Genomic DNA, 17,860 nt, shown 5'->3' on the forward strand with positions numbered 1-17,860 from the left:
AGAAAGCAGCCTTACCCTTCCACCTTCTTCACCAACAGCAGCGGCATTCCAGGCACAACTCTGTCCTCTTCCAGTTCATTCAGCTCACAGATTTCCTCCACTGTAGTATAAAATCTTTTCGCAATATCCCACATAGAATCCCCATTTTTCACCACATACACCGTGATTCCCGGCATTGCCTGGATTTTCTCCATATCAAGGGGACGCTCCTCCACTTTGCTTATGATCATCCGGTTTTCACACTGAAGCACCAGCACATTGAGACTGATCACAGCCTTCACCTCAATCTCATTGCTGTCGATCATAGACGTTGACAGCTGTTCCAGATCTGCCTGCAGAAAAAAGATACTGTCCTCGTTGATCCCGTTTGCCTCAATTATATGGGAAAAAGGGATCATTCCATCAACAGAATAGAATGGCATTTCATCATTTCCTGTAATATACAGAATTTTCATAAATACAATTCCATCAGCCTGGATTCCATTTTCTACAATTTTCGTTTTCTCAACCTTTACACGTCCCTGGCTGTGACAGATCTGCAGGATTTTCCCCTGGCTTTCCTTCAGTTCAATACGGTCAGATACGCGGCATTTGGAGTCATTCCGTACCAGGAGGCTTTCCAGACACATCTCTTTTCCCTGAGGAATGCATTCTTTCAAAGGCGAGTACACATCCAGAATCAGGTCATGCTCTTCTTCGCGGTAAAGCTTCATGTCCAGTTCCAGCACCGTGTCTACACTCATTACCCGTTCTTCCCCATCGGAATCCGGTTTTACTTCAATGCTCTGATGCATAACGGAAAAGCCAATATTTGGAATCATCTCTCCCATACAACCAGTACACTCCACTTCCGTATTAAACGGAAGCACATACTCTGCCCACTGAAGCGGATTTTCCTCATCTTCTCCCGAATACAGGACAAAAACTGACAGCTCCCCTCTTGCCTTCACCACATTATCCTCTGGACGCAGATCCATTCCACGGACATCGATGGTATACCACAAAAGCTGTTCAATGTTCGGTTTATTGGACACTAAAGTCACTTCATCCTTAATCCGCATAGTGTCCTTTTTATGTACCATAAGACTCATTAAACGGACTTTCTTCCTTTTTACTGAAATTCCCTCCTCACTGATTTCCACCGGAAGCTGAATCCCTGCCATTTCATCTACCACTGCATAAAAGGTGACAATTGCTTTTATGTTTAGTTTTCGGGAATGAATCATGTGCACGCTGAGATCCTCAATCTCCCACTTCAGGCACATTTTATCCCCACTTGCAATCCCTTCCAGGTTCAAAGTCTCATCAAAAGGCAGTTTTGCCCCCAGACTGCTCACCTTCTGGTTTTCTTCCCCCACATAGAGAATATCCACGTTCAGGTTTCCGCTGATAAATGCCTTTCCTTCGCTAAGACGCACTTCATCCATGGAAACGTCACCCTTGTTCTGGATCAGTCGGCCCACATCCGGCTTTGCATCTGGTACATTATAATCTGTATCAAACGTTACCTGGCTGGCTGCACGGCTTTTTATCTGAAGCATCTGCACACTTTCTTTTCTTAATTCCACGATTTTCCACTCCTTTTTTCACCAGACTGCTATATTGCATCATTTTCGCTTTTTTCAGTAAAGCGTTCAAAAATCACAGGTTCTTTTCGGTATTCCGTCTTCACCACGATGTAAGGATAGGAAGGCGGACTGATCGTTATTTTCTCGTCTGATGGCCCCAGCAGCATTGTCCGGAAAAAAACAGCCTGGGAAGTCCACCCCAGTTCTTCCACGGAAATACTGTAACCTCCGCTCATTTGCTCCCCGTATCCTTTTACAAGAAACAGGTCTTTTTCACATTGATAGGTCAGCTGAAATTCATTCTTCTTTTTCTCCTGTATCAGGGCAGCCAGTTCTGCCGGTATCTCTTCATTTTTTACAATGGAATACTCCAGAGGCTTCCGCGGCTCTTCCTCAATGCGGATAAAATTGCATCCACTGATCAAAAGCAGTGACCACAAAATTACTCCCAGAAGAACTGCTTTTGTTTTTTTCATTCTGCCACCTCAGATGTCTCGTTGCTGTTCATCTGATGCTCAGCCTTTAAACACAGCAAACAGCAATCTCCATTTATTTTATTGTATGAGGAATAAAAAAGATTTATTGCAAGAATTTTTCAAATTACATATAATAGACATAAACAATATGCCAAAACATGCTTCCTACGCATGAGGCACAGATCAAAGAAAGGAAAATCATATGATTCGTTTTATTTTATGCGTGATCGTAGTGGTTGGATTCCTGATTTTATCCATTCCCATTCTCTTTGTAGAATGGATCATCGGCAAATTCAATCCTATGGCAAAGGAAATCAGCTCTCTTCGGATCGTTCAGGCAGTATTTCGTTTTATCCTATGGATATCCGGTGTGAAGCTGACTGTTATCGGAGAGGAAAATGTACCAACTGATGTGCCGGTTCTTTATATCGGAAATCACAGAAGCTTTTTTGATGTACCGCTCACTTATCCACGCTGCCCCATCCGTACCGGCTATATCGCAAAAAAAGAGATGGAAAAGGTTCCTCTGCTTTCTACCTGGATGAAACGTCTTCACTGCCTGTTTCTTGACCGTAATGACCTGAAGCAGGGACTGAAAACCATTCTCACTGCTATTGAGAAAGTGAAATCCGGCATTTCCATCTGCATTTTCCCAGAGGGTACACGAAACAAAAATGAAGATGAACTGGACATGCTTCCATTCCATGAGGGCAGCTTCAAAATTGCCGCAAAGACAAACTGTCCGATCATCCCGATGGCGATCAGCGGCTCCGCTGATATCTGGGAAAACCATTTTCCAAGAGTTAAGAAAACCCACGTTATCCTGGAATATGGCAAACCAATCTACATAGACCAGCTGGAAAAAGAGGACAAAAAACATCTGGGTGCTTATACACAGAATATCATTCATGAAATGCTGGTAAAAAATAAAGCGCAGTTATAATGCGTCAGCTTCCAACAAGCAGAACAGACCTTCAGGCTGTCCTGCTTGTTATTTTCAGAACCCTCCGGAAAAATCATTCCTGCTTTTTTCCCAGCTGTTTTCTCCTTACTTCCTTCGGCGATTCCCCATAATCCTCCTTGAATTTTCGCAAAAAACCTTTGTAATTGGTAATCCCGTTTTTATCCAGAAGAAATGTTATATTTTTATCTGTCTCCAGAAGATCTGTGTGGAAATGCTCCATGCGGATCTGATTTACATAAGCCAGGAAGGTCTGTCCTGTATATTTGCGAAAAAGGCGACAGAAATGCTCTGGTGTAATGGCCAAAAGCCCTGCAGCATCGGCAAGGGAAATTCTTTCCCCATAATGTTCCCGGACAAATTCCATGCATAACTTCATCCGCTCCAAGTCTCGCAGAGTGCCGTGAGCGGTTTCTGTATCTTCCTCACTCCTGATTCCTTCTGTATAAAGAAAATAAAGTAAACGGTAAACAGCAGAAAGCACCAGAAGATGATAGCCTTCTTTTTTTTCTTCATAAAAGCCTGCAATTTTCCGAAATACGTCTCTCAACTGATCATACAGATCATCAGCCCGATTTGTAGACTTTCGATTCTCCCTCATCTCCACAAGTCCCTTTCCCTGCACATTCTCCAGTTGTTCTCCCTGAACACATGCGTCAGCTGATTTCGACCTTATAAGCTCCTGAAATTTCAGTCCCTTCCACTTTGCAGAAATTCTTTCCAGATGAACCGGCGGGATCTGTAAAAGATAATACCTGGCATCCTCATGCGTGTAGGTATAATGGATATCATTGGAATTTACCAGAAAAATATCCCCTTTTTCCAACTCATAACTCACATCATTAATAGATGCTGTAATCTCGCCGCCAAGCACATAAATAATTTCCAAATGCTCATGCCAGTGCGCCGGTAACAGTTCATCCCAGGTATTTACATATGTAAAGTGGATTTTCCCCAAATGATCATCCAGCACGTTTTCATATTCCGCTCTCATAGTATGCCTCACCTTCTTTTTTCACTCAAATTTCCCGACTTCCATAATACGCAACACTTATGCTGCAGGTTTAAAATCAAAATACAACATTTATGCTACAGGTTCAAAATCAAAATATACCATTTATTCTTTATGATAATATATAATATTTCATCTATAATATCAAGAAAGACCTATAAAAGAAGCAATAAACCATCTAGTACACCACCGCTTTTTCCAGTACAATAGCAATATCAAGGCAACTACACGAAAAAAACTTTCTAATTATAAATTTATCTACAGGAGGACATCCCACAATGAACAAATGGACCAGAGTTAAATTCCAGCCAAACCTTCCCCTTAAGGAAAGCGGCCGTGTTACCGCAAGCAAAGAACATATCCTTCTTTCCAAAGAAGCCGCCAAGGAAGGTATGGTTCTTTTAAAAAATGAGAATTATCTGCTTCCTCTTGCTGAGGGCACACGCATCGCCCTTTTCGGCAAGGGCAGCTTCGATTATGTAAAAGGAGGCGGCGGAAGCGGCGATGTTATGGTTTCTTATGTACACAACCTTTACGACGGGCTGAAAATGCAGGAAGGCGCCGTTCAGATCTATGAGCCATTATCCGCATTTTACCGCACCGATATCCAGCACCAGTATGAAAAGGGTGCCGCACCAGGAATGACGATAGAGCCAGAGCTTTCCCCAGAACTTGCTGACGGCGCAAAAGCATTTGCTGACGTTGCTGTTGTTGTGATCAGCCGTTTCTCCGGCGAAGGCTGGGACCGTTCCAGTATTGAATGCAACAACGAATTTAATCCATGGGATACGGAAACCACCATGCCGAAAATTTCCGGCGAAATTTTCCCGGATGGCGACTTCTATCTCACTGCCCGTGAGAAAGAAATGCTTTCCATGGTAAAAGAACGCTTCGATGATATCGTGGTAGTTCTCAACATCGGCGGAATCATGGATCTTTCCTGGGTAAAAAATGACGACCGGATTTCCTCCGCTCTTCTTGGATGGCAAGGAGGCATGGAAGGCGGACTTGCCATGGCGGAGCTTCTCACCGGCAAAGGAAATCCTTCCGGTAAGCTGGCTGACACTTTTGCCGCAGACGTAAATGATTATCCATCCACTGCCAACTTCCATGAGTCTTTTGATTATGTAAACTATACGGAAGATATTTATGTAGGCTACCGCTATTTTGAAACTCTTCCAGGGGCACAAAAAAAAGTAATCTATCCATTTGGATATGGACTTTCCTACACCACCTTTGGCCTGGACACCATCGCTATGTGGGAAACAGAGGATCAGATTTTCGCTGAGGTTCAGGTAACCAACACCGGTAACCTGGCTGGAAAAGAAGTTGTCCAGATTTATTTCGAAGCTCCACAGGGACTTCTGAAAAAACCAGCCCGCCAGCTTGCCGCTTTTGCAAAAACCCGTCTTCTTCAGCCGGGCGAGACACAGCAGATCCGCCTTTCCTTTGCAAAGGCTGACATGGCTTCCTACGATGACCTTGGAAAAATCAAGAAATCCGCATATATTCTGGAAAAAGGTACTTATAAGTTCTATATTGGAACTTCTGTGCGCGACACTAAGGAGAGCATCCTGACAATGGAACTGGCTGAAAATGTAATCACAAAGCAGCTGACAGCTCATCTTGTTCCAACCAGCCTGAAAGAGCGTATGCTCTCTGACGGCAGTTTTGAGGAGCTTCCACAGTCTGCATGCAATGACATGAACGAATGCGTATTTGAGAAAATGGAGCCGGGCACTGAGGAAGGTATTACCCCTGCAGTCCGCTGCTGTGCACGTGGCACACTTTTCGACAACTTTGGCAGAAAGCAGTTTATTGATGTAGCAGAAGGCAGGCTTTCCCTGGATGATTTTATGGCACAGTTAAGCGATGACGATCTGATTCATCTTCTTGGAGGACAGCCAAACGTAGGTGTTTCCAATACCTTCGGTTTTGGAAATCTTCCGGATTACGGCGTTCCATCCATTATGACAGCAGACGGTCCAGCCGGACTTCGTATCAGCGGGGAATGCAGCATGAACACAACAGCATGGCCTTGCGCGACACTTCTTGCATGCACCTGGAACCCGGCTCTTGTTCAGCAGGTTGGACAGGCTGGTGCCGAAGAAGTGAAGGAGAACAATCTTGCTGTATGGCTTACCCCAGCAGTAAATATCCACAGAAATCCTCTTTGCGGAAGAAACTTCGAGTACTATTCCGAGGATCCGCTGATTGCCGGAAAGATGGGCGCAGCTATGGTAAAAGGTATCCAGTCCCAGCACATTGCAGCTTCTGTGAAGCATTTCGCAGCAAATAACAAAGAGACCAACAGAAAGCACAGCGATTCCCGTGTTTCCGAGCGTGCACTTCGTGAGATCTATCTGAAAGGTTTCGAGATCATTGTAAAAGAGGCACAGCCATGGACCATCATGTCCTCCTACAATGCAATCAATGGTCACCGCGCTTCTGAGAATCGCGAGCTTCTGGAAGATGTTCTCCGCGGCGAGTGGGGCTTCAAGGGCATGGTTACAACCGACTGGTGGACAAGAGCTGAACATTACAAAGAAATCAAGGCCGGAAATGACGTAAAAATGGGAACCGGTTTCCCCGAGCGTGTGAAAAAGGCCATGGAAATGGGACAGCTTGGCCGCCCGGAATTAGAGCACTGTGCAAGACGGGTGCTGGAGCTGATTCTGAAGATTGACTGATATAAGATGATACCAGTGCCAAAAGACCTTTTGATACTCATTTCATAAGATTACACATATTCATATTCACAAAAACAGGACCCTGCTTTCATGCAGGATCCTGTTTTTTGTGAATATGAATATGTGTAATACCTCCGATTATTTTCGGATGGAATCAACCAGTTTTCGTGCTTCTGCTGTCAGGTCTCTGATCTTGTCAAATTCTCCGTTTTTTACAAGCTCTCCTTTTACCATCCAGCTTCCGCCGCAGCATATAATTTTGTCGAAAGAAAGATAATCTTCCAGATTTTTTGCATTGATACCGCCAGTGGGCATAAACTTAATTCCCACATAAGGTGCGGCCATAGCCTTGATCATGGCAACTCCGCCGGCCGGTTCTGCAGGGAAAAATTTTACAACCTTAAGGCCTCTTTTTACTGCCTGTGCGACCTCAGACGGTGTGATGCAGCCTGGAAAAACAGGAATTTCTTTTTCCAGACAGTAATCTACGATCTCCGGATCAAATCCAGGGCTTACAATAAACTTCGCACCGGCTGCAACAGCTGCATCTATCTGCTCTCTGGTAAGAACGGTTCCTGCTCCTACAAGCATCTCCGGAAACTGTTCTGTCATCAGACGGATTGATTCTTCTGCTGCTTCTGTACGAAATGTAACTTCTGCACATGGAAGTCCACCTTCAACAAGTGCCTTTGCAAGGGGTACTGCATCTTTTGTATCTTCCAGCACAACTACCGGAACAACACCAAGCTTCTGAAACTTCTCTGCTATATCCATCATTTGAATTTCCTTTCGTTATCTTTTTATATCAAAATTCATTTCCATCACATGTCTGATCAGGGAAACCTCATCTGTAATATTTCCGTCACCATGAATGGTATGCTTCACTGCACTGGCTGCAACACCAAAATTCACAATATCCTCCGGTGTATATTCATTCATCAGTGCATAAATAATACCGCTTACAAATGCATCTCCACCTCCAACACGGTCAAGAATATGGAAGGTAAGCCGTTTGCTTTCATAAATCTTTCCGTTTAACCAGAGATAAGCCATAAGGCTGTTCTCACTGCAGCTGTGTGCAAAACGCACATGTCTTGCAATGCATTTGATATTCGGATATCTCTCTGCAAAGGCCCTGAAGACTTTTTCCTGCTGTTCACAATCTGGCTGGAAGGGAACACCATCCTTTACATCACCTGCTGTATGATCTTCTTCATTTTTCCAGATATGGTAAGGCTCAATTCCAAAGAGAACATCTACGTATGGAAGGCAGAGGGTACAGAAATCTCTTGCTTCCTCCCAGTTCCACAATGTACTTCTGAAATTTCCGTCAAAGCTGACGGTCATGCCATTCTCCTTTGCTGTTTTCAGGCAGGTCAGGATCAGTTCACTGCAGCTTTTTCCAAGTGCCGGAGTGATTCCGCTCAGATGAAGCCAGGTGTATCCTTCCAGAAGTTTCTTCACATCTGTTTTGCTGAAATCATACTCTGAAAAAGCACTGTGTTTTCTGTCATAAACGACTTTACTCGGGCGGATTCCGTAACCCGTCTCCAGATAATAGGTTCCAAGCCGATGTGTCGGTGTCTCTTCTTCTGTTGAATAAACTACGCTGTCGCAATTTACGTCATTGCTTCGCAGCATACGTACAGCACTTTTTCCAAGACTGTTTCCCGGAACTACTGTAAAGAATGAGGCATCTACTCCAAGATTTGCAAGGGAGAGGGCCACATTGGCCTCACTTCCCCCATATCTTGCCTCAAAAGATGTTGCTGTTCTGATTTTTTCATAATCCGGCGGAGTCAGGCGAAGCATGATCTCGCCGATGGTAATAAATTTATGCTTCATAATTAATACTCCAGATAGGCTCCCTTCATCGGACTTGCAGCATGCTGGCTGAAAAGTCTCAGGACACCCTTTTTGTATTTCATTTCACGTGGTTTCCAGTTTTTACGTCTTTCTGCAAGAATCTGGTCAATTTCCTCCATAGACTTACGTTCTCCTGCAATTCCGATGATGTTTAGTTTTCTTTCCATAACATCGATTTCGATAAGATCGCCTTCTTCCACAAGTGCGATCGGGCCGCCATCAACAGCCTCCGGGCTGCAGTGTCCGATAACCGGACCGGTAGATGCACCGGAGAAACGTCCGTCTGTGATCAGGGCAATGCTCTTTCCAAGTTCCTTATCACTGCTGATTGCCTCAGAAGTATAGAACATTTCCGGCATTCCGCTTCCCTTTGGTCCCTCGTAACGGATGAAGACTGCATCACCCTTCTGAACCTTATGTTTCAGAACTGCATCCAGACATTCTTCTTCGCTGTCAAATGGTCTTGCGCGGAGAACAGATTTAAACATTTCCTTCGGGCATGCAGTGTGTTTGATCACGGCACCTTCCGGAGCAAGGTTTCCACGAAGGACTGCAATGCTTCCATCTGTTCCGATTGCTTTGTCATATGGACGGATGATGTCTTCCTTCGTAACATTTACATTGTAACGTTTGTTAAACTCCTGAAGCCATCTATCACATTTTTCATAGAATCCGTTGTTCTTCAGTTCTTCCAAGTTTTCTCCTAATGTCTTTCCTGTAACAGTCATGACATCCAGGTGAAGATGCTCTTTGATCTCTTCCATGATTGCCGGTACACCACCTGCATAATAGAAGCACTCTGCAGGCCAGCGACCTGCCGGACGTACATCCAGAAGATATCTTGCATTTCTGTGCAGCTTGTCAAATGTATCACCAGTGATCTCAATGCCAAATTCATGAGCGATTGCCGGAATATGAAGCAGGCAGTTGGTGCTTCCTGAAATTGCAGCATGGACAAGGATTGCATTCTCAAAGCTGTTCATAGTTACAATGTCAGAAGGACGCATGTTTTCCATCTGAGCAATTCTCACTGCCTGTCTTCCTGCCTCTCTTGCAAAGTCAAGAAGGTCAGGGCTGGTTGCAGGCATCAGGGCTGTGCCTGGAAGTGCAAGTCCTAGTGCCTCTGCCATAATCTGCATGGTAGATGCAGTTCCGATAAAGGAACATGCGCCACAGCTTGGGCACGCATTGCATTTTGCCCAGTCAAGCTTCTCTTCATCAATTTCGCCACGCTCAAATTTTGCGCTGTACATTCCAAGCTGCTCCAGGGTCAGCATTTCCGGTCCGGCATTCATGGTTCCACCTGGAACAAATACGGAAGGAATGTTTACTCTGGCAAGTCCCATCAGATTTCCCGGAACACCTTTGTCACAGCTTGAAAGGTATACACCTGCGTCAAAAGGAGTAGCATTTGCATGGATCTCGATCATATTGGCGATCATCTCACGGCTGGCCAGACTGTAGTTGATTCCATCTGTTCCCTGGCTTTCACCGTCGCAGATATCGGTACAGTTATAACGTGCTCCGAAACCGCCTTCTTCTGCGATTCCTTTGCGGACTTCTTCTACAAGGATATTCAGATGTCCGCTTCCCGGATGACTGTCACCATAGGTGCTTTCAACCATAACCTGAACCTTTCCCAGATCTTCTTTTGTCCATCCTGTTCCAATACGCAGCGGATCAAGCTCCGGTGCAAGTTTTCTCATTTCCTGACTTTTTAACTGCATGATTTTTTCCTCCATTTTTTATTCTCTGATAAGCTTTAAACTTTCCAGTGTTTTCCTGAGTTTCGCTTCGTCCTCTTCTTCTACTCCAAGTTCTACATCATCAAATGTGGGCAGACTGAACACCCCCAGCATTGATTTCGCATCTACAATATATCTTCCACAGATCAAATCTACATTTTTCTCACATCCTGATGCAGCCTGCACCAGATGCTTGGCATCACACATATCTCTTAAATAAACCGGTATCTTTATCATTACGTCCTGCCTCCTATGCAAAGATTGAAACAATAAAGCTTACAATAAGTGCCGCAACACCGATCAGTGTCTCCATGATCGTCCAGGATTTCAGGGTTGTCTTTTCGTCAATCTCAAGGAATGAGGTTACCAGCCAGAAGCCTGCATCATTCACATGGCTCAGTGCAGTTGCGCCACCACAGATTGCACAGCACATGGCAGCTCTGTAAATCATACTGGTATCCATTACTGCTGGCATAGTCGCCATGATTCCGGATGCCATTGTCATCGCTACAATCGAACTTCCCACAGAAGCTCTGACCAGAAGCGCAATGAGAAATGCGATCAGGATCAATGGAAGCCCACTCTTCTCCAGCACCGGTCCGATAATATTTCCAAGGCCGGAATCCTGAAGCATCCATCGGATCACTCCACCGCTGGCAATAACCAGAAGAATCATACCTACAGGTCTGAGTGAATGATCCAGGATTTTCTTTAACTGCGCACCGGTAAATCCCCGTTTGATTCCCAGGAAATACATAGATGCCAGTGTCGCAATGGTTAATGCAAGGAATGGTTTTCCTATGAATCCAAGAACATCCTTTACTCCCTCCGGAAGCGGCATATACTTAGATAAAGTACTGAGAAGGATGAGAACCAGTGGAATCAGGATTACCCCTAAGACCAGTCCAAAAGGCGGAAGGTCTTTTCCATCGTCTTTAATCTCTTCCACATTTGCCGGAAGCTCTGTGTAAATCTTATTGCCAACAAAGCTTCCCCAGAAAATTCCGGAAACCATCATGCAGATCAGTGCTGTCGGAACTCCTACCATGATCATGGTTCCAAGATTCACGCCAAGTGCATTTGCCACAAGTACCGAGCCAGCAGAAGGTGGAACAAAAGCGTAGCCACTTGCCAGACCGGAAAGAAGAGGAATCGCATAATACAGGGTGGATTTTCTGGTCTGTTTCGCAACGCTGAACACCAATGGGATCAATACCACAACACCAGCTTCAAAAAATACGGTGGTGCCAATTACAAGTCCTGTAAGTCCAAGTGCCCAACCGGCTTTTTTCTGGCCAAATTTACTGATCAATGTCTCTGCGATTCTCTGGGCTCCTCCGCTTACCTCCAGGATTCCACCAAACATGGAACCCAGGCCTACCAGAAGCGCAATTCCCTGTAGTGTCTTTCCAACACCTTTTTCTACCGTGTCCGAAATCATCGTAAGCGGCATTCCTGCTCCCGCTCCGATGATGATAGCGGAAATCATCATTGACAGAACCGGATGAAGCTTAAATTTGATGATCAGTACCAGCAGAACCACAATTCCCACCGCCGCCGCGATCATCAGTCTCATTGGATCCGCCGCAAAAGTTGTTTCTTCCATTTTTCTTTTTACCTCCTTGATTCATCTGATATTTTGCCTTCTTCCTATGAATTCGTCTGACCTATTTCGTCGTTTTTATGTTTTTTACGTTGTTTAATGTCTTTTTTCTTAGAATTCATCTGATGTATTTATCATATATTCAATTCACTAAAAATGCAATACTGGAATTTTATCTAAAATTATATATCTGTTTTTGTATATTTTATCATTTTGACATTGAATCAAAAAAACCTTATCATAAAAAGTAAGAATTATAACTATCAGAAACGGAGCAAATCATATGATGAATTTGTTATCAGAAGAAAAAAGCCTTCCCCAAAAAATATCAGAGGATATTATTGCATTTATTTTAGAAGAAAACTTACAGCCAGGAGATAAATTACCGAATGAAACCATTCTTTCTGAGCGTCTGAATGCAGGAAGAAGTTCTGTACGGGAAGCCATGAAGCTTCTCGCATCCCGAAATATTGTTACGATCCGCCAGGGCTCTGGTACCTATATTGCCTCTTCCCCCGGAATGGTGGATGACCCACTGGGCTTTACCTTTATTGGAAATAAGCAGAAGCTGATCAATGACCTTCTGGAAGTGCGCTTTCTCCTTGAACCCCCTATTGCTGCAATGGCAGCCACACGCGCCGATAAAAAAGACATAAAAAAAATCACCGCGCTTTGCGATGAAGTAGAAGACTTATTAAAAAAACATGAAGACCATACACAAAAGGATATAGATTTTCATGCAGCCATTGCTTTGAGCAGCAAAAACGTTGTGGTTCCAAGACTGGTTCCTGTGATTAACAGCTCAATCCCTCTGTTTGTAGAGACCACCAGAGGTACACTGCTGGAAGAAACCATCGAGACCCACCGTGAGATTGCGGATGCCATTGCCGCACATGACCCGCTCCGCGCACAGGATGCCATGTATCTGCATCTGGTTTATAACCGTAAGCGGATTCAGATGCGTTAATCGGATATTACAGATCCGCTTCGCTACTTACTTATAGCTGAATAACTGCTATCTTTGAAAAACCACAATCCACACCGCCGCCGCTATCTCATTTATGCTCTCGTTGTTTTTATAACAATATTAACATTTTTACATTATGCAAAATCCATAAAAATGGTATCATAAGATTTGAAGCTTATACCACATCTCTTATGATACCCTATGTCTTTTTTTATAAAATTATGCATCTGTTTAATGTAACCTAAAAAACTGCCTTTTTGTGACTTATCACTTCAGCCCTGTAGTCACCTTACAATTTGTAACCTTCAGGCTTCCCTCAGAAGCAAACAGGGATAAGCTTTCTCCCGGTCTCTTGAATGCACGTGCATTCAATGCCACACCATCCACATAAATGGTGGCAATTGTATCATCCACGATCATACGGATGTTATATTTCTTTCCCGGAATCAGATCAATTGGTCTTTCCAGTCCAATATTCTGATTTGCAGGCCATGGCCAGTTCGGTTTCTTCTCGAATACATAACGGTTCTCTGTAGTATTAAATACAAACTGATAGGATTCTGCTTTATCCTCGTCCTCATAAAATCTCACACCAAATGTTCTTGTTCCTTCTGAGAACTCCACATCTGCTTCAAATTTGAAAATGTCACCAGTATTTCTTCCAACAACTACTTCTGAACTCTTAGTTGATGTATCGATAACGAAATCGTCCTTAACAGAGTGGGCTAACTTTCAAAAACTTTGATTATCACAATTTTCTGCATTTTATAAAAATTAGCATTTACACAAAATTTACAATTTGCTGATTGACTATATATAGAGATACTTCTTCATGATAATTTTTTCTTATAAAATGGAATAATCTCTCCTTCCTTATAAATCCCCCATTCCTTTCCTGTACTGTAAAAGCATAAAAACTTTTCAACATTTGTTTTCGGATGAAATTCAATATTGTCCTTACACAAATCAAAGCGAAATCCACTAAGCGCAACCAAAAGTCCCCATGCAGCCATAGATCTTGCATAATGATTTCCACATTCATTTTCATTATAAGGACTTCGTCTTGTCCCATTATGCCGTTTCCGGATGGTATGAACAATCTCCATTGCTTCATCAATATAGCCTTCATAAATCAAATGTACTGCAACCTGATACTCTATTCCACTCCACACCTCATCACTATACACAAACGGCTGCTTCGGCCTTCCACCTTTTGGCCATGAACACAACACTAATCCTCCCTCATCTGGATATGCATAGGTTCTTTGAACACTTTCATGTTTCTCCAAAGATTTACAATAATTATTTTTATAAATTTCATAAACAGCTCTTCTCGCATGCTCTTCTGGTAAAATATAACCAATTCCATAAAGATGTGCCAATTCCTGTCCCAGCAACTGATCAGACAAACAGCCCATACCATACTGATATTTGTAAGTATCGATTTTCTCACTAAGCAACTGCTCATAATAGCTTCCGTTCCATAACAAAGCATCCATTTTACTACGTCCATGCAAGAATAACTCATGCCACGTTTTCGCTTTTTGTGCATCTCCCAAGTACTGCGCCATTTGGGATGCAGCTTCTAAAGTAGCATAGAAAATAGAATTTGTTAAAGAATTGATTCCATAAAATTCAATATCGTATGTATTATGCTGTTGTGCCTCCAACACTCCATCTTTGTCCTGATCCCAGATTTCAATAGAATGCTCCAGTGCCAGAACCACTTTATCCCAGATTTCTCTTAGGAAATTATCATCTCCTGAAAACTTCCATTCTCTATAAACTCTTAAAATGCTACCTAACTGCCCGTCTGTTGCCGGAAGCATATCCCATTTTTTCCCATCCAGTAATCTTTTTGCACGAAATGCCATATTCCCGGTTGAATCTGTTTCTTCCAAAAACTCTATTCTCCTTGCACTTCGTTCCAGATCAGGAAATAAAAATGCCATTGTCTGTGCATAATTCCATACATGCGTACAGGTTCCCGCACAGCTTCCAGCATGTTCAAAACAGCCTTCCCAGCCAAAGAAATGACCATTCGAAATTCTGAAACAGGTATTTGATCTTAATACCGTAATGGAAGAAACAAGAGATTCTATAATATCAGGATCTAAAGTTGTACTGTATAGTGCATTGGAAAATAAACTGCTAAAATGACACAATTCCTTTTCATTTTTAAAGAAATATTCCACAACATCCTTTGCACTTTTCCAAATGGTGCTGTAATAATTCTGCCATATTTTATTATGCTCCTTTTCTTCCGCCTCACGGCAATGCCCGTCAGGCCACCACCCATAACGGTTTGGAAAATACCAACCAAGGTAAAATACAAACTCTTTTGTTTCTCCAGGTATCAGTACTTCTGATGCACAAAGAGATCCTATTTTTCTAGGTGCATCCGATCCAATGACATTAGATCCAACCGCTTCCGACTTGACACACCTTGTTAATCTTCCTGTTTTTGAAAAGTTCTGCCAGAACTCTTCTGCTCCATCCCACCAACCGCCATCCTGCCAGTAGGGCTTAACTGTAATATTCTCATTTGATGAAAAAAGAGCAAGATTTCCATAATTCACACTTTTCTTATCAATTTCACTGCTTTCAAAATATAATCCGGACAACCCATCATTTTCTATAAAAGAATTAACCGGAATCCCATCCTGATACAAGCGGTCATAGCCATCATAAGATGTAAAACCTGTAAAATTATACATAGTTCCACACACGGATACGTTTACAGTCTGGTCTGAACGATTTGTAACCGAATATTTCATCTGTGCAACTGGCATCCCGGAATTTTGGCTGTCAAGGGGAATAAAAGGCGTATATGCCTGCAATTTCACTTCCAGCGGCAATTCTTCTTTTTCAAATTCATAAACAAAAAAAGGATAATTTGTTTTTATTTTACAGGATTCCATTCTGGGAAGTCCATATAAATACCCGGAAGGATACCCCAAGGCTTTGCAATACTTTTCCCTGGGTTCTGTTTCAAGTATACAACACTTCTTATTTTCCCCATTTTTTTCTGCATAATATAGGGAAAAAAATGTATATGGAATTTTAAGCCCTTTATCCGGATGATTCAACACTTCAAAATCATTAAAAGCGCCAGTATTATCTAATGAAATATTTCCAGTTCCAATGCCTCCGAGCAATGCCCGAAATGCTTCATGACGATTGGTATATATCTTTGTATTTTTTTCTATCTGTTTACTATTAAACATCTTTTCTCTCCTAAGCTTTTAAACCGGACATTACAGATGCTTGCATAATATATTTCTGCCCGAATAAATACAATAATGTTGGTACAAATAAAGACATTGTTACACCAGCAAGAACAACAGCCACGCTTCCCGTACCCATTGCTCCGCTTAATGTTTTAATTCCCAGCGGAATTGTCATTCTGTCATATTTTGAAATAAAAATAAGGGGATTGATAAAATCATTCCAAGAGTTTAAAAAAGTCAGCAATGCGGTCATGATAATAACCGACTTTGACATTGGCAAAAATATGCTGAAATAAATCCGAAATCTTCCTGCACCGTCAATATAAGCTGCATCTTCATAACTGTCCGGAATAGTTTTCATATACTGCCTTATAAAAAAGATATTTAAAGGGCTGATAATCGCTGGAAGTATCAAAGACATATGAGTTCCCACCAGTCCCATTTTGGACATTACAATATATGTTGGAATCAGCTTCGCCTGCACGGGAATCATCATTCCAGATAAAAGAATTATAAAAATAATATCTTTTCCTTTGAAATCGATTCTGGCAAATGCATACCCCGCCATGGTAGAGATAAATGTATTAAGAACAACAACTACCACCGCAATTTTTAAACTGTTAAACAACACCAACCCAAATGGAAAAATTTTAAATACCTCTTTGTAATTCTCTATATGAAAGCTTGTAGGAAAAAATGATGGCGGTAGTTTAAACGAATCCTTTGGCAATCTCAATGATGTGGAAATAATCCAGGCAAAGGGGGCCAGCATTAATATACACAGACAGATTAAAAAAACATATAATATAATCCTTGGTATCCTGCTTTTAATTTTTTTATTCATAATCATACACCACCCATTTATTCTGTCCGATATATTGAATAACCGTTATTACAAGTATGATAAGGAATAAAAGAAATGATATTGTACCACCATATCCTATATTCATATCCTGAAATGCAGTCTGATAAATTTTCAGTGCTATTGTTTTTGTTGCAGATCCGGGACCACCGTTAGTAAGCAAATAAGGCTCATCAAAAATCTGAAACACACTAACAATATTAGTAATCACAACAAAGAAAAGAGTCGGGCTCAAAAGGGGCAATGTTACATAGCGAAACTCCTGAGTTACATTCGCCCCATCAATTCTGGCAGCTTCATAATAACTTTCCGGAATATTCTGCATACCAATAAAATAGTACAAAAATGTTGTTCCAATAAATTTCCAAAAGCTGAAAATCGCTATTGTTACATAAACCATCACCTTGTCTGTCAGCCATGGTATATTGGTTCCACCCAGGAGCCGTATGAAATAATTAATGGCTCCTGTATCGGTGGAAAATAAATATCCCCAGGCAATGGCAACAGATGCAGTGGTAACAATCGTTGGAAAGTAAATTGCACTTCTGAAAAAATACTGAAGCTTTCTTGTTCTATACACACAGTATGCCAGTATCATTCCAAGCCCACAATGGATGGGACAAAGTATCAATAAGAACTTCACAGTATTTGCGAAAGATTTCTGAAGTCCCTTATCCCCAAACATCTTTCTGATATTGCTTAATCCAATAAATTTGGGCGCATTTACAAGATTGTAATCAAAAAATGATAAAACAGCAGCCAGAATGATAGGAATTCCAACAAATAAAACAAAACTTAGAATTGCTGGAAAGAGAAAACAATATGCCGCTATATTGTCTTTTCTCTTTTTCCTTATTTTATAGCTTCCTGTATTTTTCAT

At 42.2% G+C, this 17,860-nt stretch carries 15 protein-coding genes; 3 read left to right on the plus strand and 12 right to left on the minus strand.

The features are described from left to right. Positions 1 to 11: 11 nt before the first annotated feature. On the minus strand, positions 12 to 1,568 hold the full coding sequence (locus ABHC48_RS07940; protein ID WP_173734781.1) for an SPOCS domain-containing protein: 1,557 nt from the start codon (positions 1,566 to 1,568) through the stop codon (positions 12 to 14). A 29-nt stretch (positions 1,569 to 1,597) separates the two neighbouring features. Further along, positions 1,598 to 2,044, minus strand: coding sequence for a protease complex subunit PrcB family protein (locus tag ABHC48_RS07945; protein ID WP_118577599.1), 447 nt, complete (start codon positions 2,042 to 2,044; stop codon positions 1,598 to 1,600). Positions 2,045 to 2,246: 202 nt separating this feature from the next. On the opposite strand from ABHC48_RS07945, the gene ABHC48_RS07950 reads away from it, so the two are divergent. Next, entirely contained in the window at positions 2,247 to 2,987 is a 741-nt protein-coding gene (locus ABHC48_RS07950; protein ID WP_272066933.1) for a lysophospholipid acyltransferase family protein, read from the plus strand. Between the two features lie 73 nt (positions 2,988 to 3,060). Here the strand turns inward: ABHC48_RS07950 and ABHC48_RS07955 are convergent, their stop codons facing one another. Then, entirely contained in the window at positions 3,061 to 3,999 is a 939-nt protein-coding gene (locus tag ABHC48_RS07955; RefSeq protein ID WP_272066934.1) for an AraC family transcriptional regulator, read from the minus strand. Between the two features lie 296 nt (positions 4,000 to 4,295). Between ABHC48_RS07955 and ABHC48_RS07960 the strand changes: the two genes are divergently transcribed. Next, positions 4,296 to 6,707, plus strand: coding sequence for a glycoside hydrolase family 3 protein (locus ABHC48_RS07960; protein ID WP_272066935.1), 2,412 nt, complete (start codon positions 4,296 to 4,298; stop codon positions 6,705 to 6,707). A gap of 138 nt (positions 6,708 to 6,845) precedes the next feature. Here ABHC48_RS07960 and ABHC48_RS07965 read toward each other — a convergent pair whose 3' ends face one another. Genes ABHC48_RS07965 through ABHC48_RS07985 form a run of 5 tightly spaced genes read right to left on the minus strand, consistent with a single transcriptional unit; the run spans position 6,846 to position 11,924 of the window. Then, entirely contained in the window at positions 6,846 to 7,484 is a 639-nt protein-coding gene (locus ABHC48_RS07965) for a bifunctional 4-hydroxy-2-oxoglutarate aldolase/2-dehydro-3-deoxy-phosphogluconate aldolase (RefSeq protein WP_272066936.1), read from the minus strand. A gap of 15 nt (positions 7,485 to 7,499) precedes the next feature. Further along, entirely contained in the window at positions 7,500 to 8,552 is a 1,053-nt protein-coding gene (locus ABHC48_RS07970) for a sugar kinase (protein ID WP_272066937.1), read from the minus strand. 2 nt (positions 8,553 to 8,554) lie between these two features. Then, a complete protein-coding gene (gene ilvD, locus ABHC48_RS07975) occupies positions 8,555 to 10,300 on the minus strand; it encodes a dihydroxy-acid dehydratase (RefSeq protein WP_272066938.1) in 1,746 nt (581 codons plus the stop codon). Between the two features lie 18 nt (positions 10,301 to 10,318). Further along, positions 10,319 to 10,555, minus strand: a complete 237-nt coding sequence (locus ABHC48_RS07980; RefSeq protein ID WP_173769880.1) for an HPr family phosphocarrier protein — start codon at positions 10,553 to 10,555, stop codon at positions 10,319 to 10,321. Positions 10,556 to 10,568: 13 nt separating this feature from the next. Beyond that, complete coding sequence (locus ABHC48_RS07985; protein WP_195699805.1) at positions 10,569 to 11,924, minus strand: gluconate:H+ symporter; 1,356 nt, start codon at positions 11,922 to 11,924, stop codon at positions 10,569 to 10,571. A 280-nt stretch (positions 11,925 to 12,204) separates the two neighbouring features. Between ABHC48_RS07985 and ABHC48_RS07990 the strand changes: the two genes are divergently transcribed. Beyond that, entirely contained in the window at positions 12,205 to 12,888 is a 684-nt protein-coding gene (locus tag ABHC48_RS07990) for a FadR/GntR family transcriptional regulator (RefSeq protein WP_272066939.1), read from the plus strand. Positions 12,889 to 13,155: 267 nt separating this feature from the next. Here ABHC48_RS07990 and ABHC48_RS07995 read toward each other — a convergent pair whose 3' ends face one another. The 4 genes from ABHC48_RS07995 to ABHC48_RS08010 form a co-directional block, all read right to left on the minus strand. Next, positions 13,156 to 13,587, minus strand: coding sequence for a GH32 C-terminal domain-containing protein (locus ABHC48_RS07995; protein WP_272066974.1), 432 nt, complete (start codon positions 13,585 to 13,587; stop codon positions 13,156 to 13,158). A gap of 131 nt (positions 13,588 to 13,718) precedes the next feature. Further along, positions 13,719 to 16,115, minus strand: a complete 2,397-nt coding sequence (locus ABHC48_RS08000; protein ID WP_272066940.1) for a GH116 family glycosyl-hydrolase — start codon at positions 16,113 to 16,115, stop codon at positions 13,719 to 13,721. A gap of 10 nt (positions 16,116 to 16,125) precedes the next feature. After that, positions 16,126 to 16,962, minus strand: a complete 837-nt coding sequence (locus tag ABHC48_RS08005; protein ID WP_226837416.1) for a carbohydrate ABC transporter permease — start codon at positions 16,960 to 16,962, stop codon at positions 16,126 to 16,128. Next, positions 16,955 to 17,860, minus strand: coding sequence for a sugar ABC transporter permease (locus tag ABHC48_RS08010; protein WP_272066941.1), 906 nt, complete (start codon positions 17,858 to 17,860; stop codon positions 16,955 to 16,957). The genes ABHC48_RS08005 and ABHC48_RS08010 overlap by 8 nt, the downstream gene beginning before the upstream one ends.

The sequence above is a fragment of the Ruminococcus sp. 1001136sp1 genome (genome assembly GCF_039841815.1).
Lineage (GTDB): Bacteria > Bacillota > Clostridia > Lachnospirales > Lachnospiraceae > Blautia_A > Blautia_A faecis.